This is a genomic window from Nocardiopsis terrae, assembly GCF_014651695.1.
GTDB classification, from domain to species: domain Bacteria; phylum Actinomycetota; class Actinomycetes; order Streptosporangiales; family Streptosporangiaceae; genus Nocardiopsis; species Nocardiopsis terrae.
Map to the genome: position 1 here is coordinate 136,380 of NZ_BMXJ01000006.1, position 1,875 is coordinate 138,254.

Below are 1,875 nucleotides of genomic sequence, written 5' to 3' on the forward strand. Positions count from 1 at the left end.
AGCGGACGGTAGCAGCGACGTGGTCTACGTGTCCTCGTACTCGCCCTCGTCGGACTTTCCGAACTGCCAGCCGCCGCACGACAGGATCTCCGTCATCGAGGTGCCGCACGAGGACCCGGAGTCCGCCGCCGTGGTCAGCGCACCGGTGCTCTTCCCCGAGGGCGGGAACCGCAGCACCACCGGGTGCCACGACATCACCGCCTATCCGGAGTGGGGGCTGGCCGCAGCGGCCTGTCTGGGCGACGGGGTGCTGCTCGACATCTCCGACCCGCTCGCCCCGGTGGTCGTCGAACGCGTCCGGGACGAGAACTTCGCCTTCTGGCACTCCGCCACGTTCACCAACGACGCGGCTCACGTGCTCTTCACCGACGAGCTCGGTGGTGGGAGTGCGGCCACCTGTAACGAGGAAACCGGCCCGGAGCGGGGCGCCGACGCGGTGTACTCGCTGGACCTTTCCGGGGAGAGCCCCGAGCTGCAATTTCGGAGCTACTACAAATTGCCACGTCATCAGTCCGAAACAGAGAACTGCGTGGCGCACAACGGTTCGCTGATCCCGGTCCCGGGTCGGAACTACTTCGTGCAGTCCTGGTACCAGGGCGGGGTCTCGGTCATCGACCTCACCGACCCCGACCGGCCCGCGGAGGTCGGCCACTTCGACCGGGGTCCGGCCGACCCGGACGGCCTGCGCACGGCCGGATCCTGGTCGGCCTACTACTACAACGGCCACGTCTACTCCTCCGACATCGAGCGGGGGTTGGACGTGCTCGAACTCACCGACCCCCGCTTCGAGAGGGCCGAGGAGCTGGTCCTGGACCAGTTCAACCCGCAGTCACAGCCGGTGCACCGAACGGATGACCCGTGACCGACGCTGCGGTCCGCGGCCGCCGAAGCGCCCGGAGCGCGCGATGCCGGACGAACCCTAGGCACTGTGCGTAGTCAGATCGGGTCAGCTCTACACCGTGTTAACAACCATCTTTCTTTTGTTCCCCTCTATACATATTGATGTTGAACTGTGTACGTTCTTCCTGTTTCGCTCCATTCGGAATCAGGAGTACACATGGCGTCATCCCCCGCCCGTCCCGTTCCCCGACGCCCCTCGTACCGACGCGGTCCCGCCGGCCTCGCTCTCGCCTTCGCCACCGCCCTGACCATGGGGCTTCTCGGTCCGGCCACAGCCTCGGCGGACCAGGTCCCCTTCGAGAGCGACGCCGAGACCAGCGACAACGTCACCCATGTGACCAACGTTCCGAAGTCCGAAGCCATGGACGCCTTCAACTCGGACCTGGCGTTCACGGGTGACTACGCCATCGGCGGCAACTACGACGGCTTCGTCGTCTACGACATCTCCGAACCCGAAGCTCCCCGGGTCGTCTCCGAGGTGCTGTGCCCCGGTGGTCAGGGAGACGTCTCGGTCAGCGGGGACCTGCTGTACTTCTCCGTGGACTACCCCCGGGCCGGTGACGAGTGCGGCGCGCCCTCCGTGCCCACCACCGATCCCGACGGGTTCGAGGGCATCCGGGTCTTCGACATCTCGGACAAGGCCAACCCGCAGTACGTGGCCGCCGTGCGTACCGACTGCGGTTCCCACACCAACACCCTGGTGCCCGGCAAGGACGGCGAGCACGACTACGTGTACGTGTCCTCGTACTCGCCCTCGTCACGGTTCCCGAACTGCCAGCCGCCGCACGACAAGATCTCCGTCATCGAGATCCCCGTCGACAACCCCGCCGAGGCGGCCCTGGTCAGCGATCCGGTGCTCTTCCCCGAGGGTGGGAACCGCAGCACCAGCGGGTGCCACGACATCACCGCCTACCCGGAGAAGGACATCGCCGCGGGCGCCTGCATGGGCGACGGCATCATGATGGACATCTCCGA

1 protein-coding gene and 1 pseudogene are annotated in these 1,875 nt (G+C 66.6%); both read left to right on the plus strand.

Annotation, left to right across the window (positions count from 1 at the left end; translation table 11 throughout):
- The coding region (locus IE195_RS17730) for an LVIVD repeat-containing protein (RefSeq protein ID WP_373295666.1) at nucleotides 1-862 on the plus strand (862 nt) is incomplete at its 5' end.
- 195 nt (nucleotides 863-1,057) lie between these two features.
- Nucleotides 1,058-1,875, plus strand: a pseudogene (locus IE195_RS26280) (hypothetical protein); the annotation flags it as partial.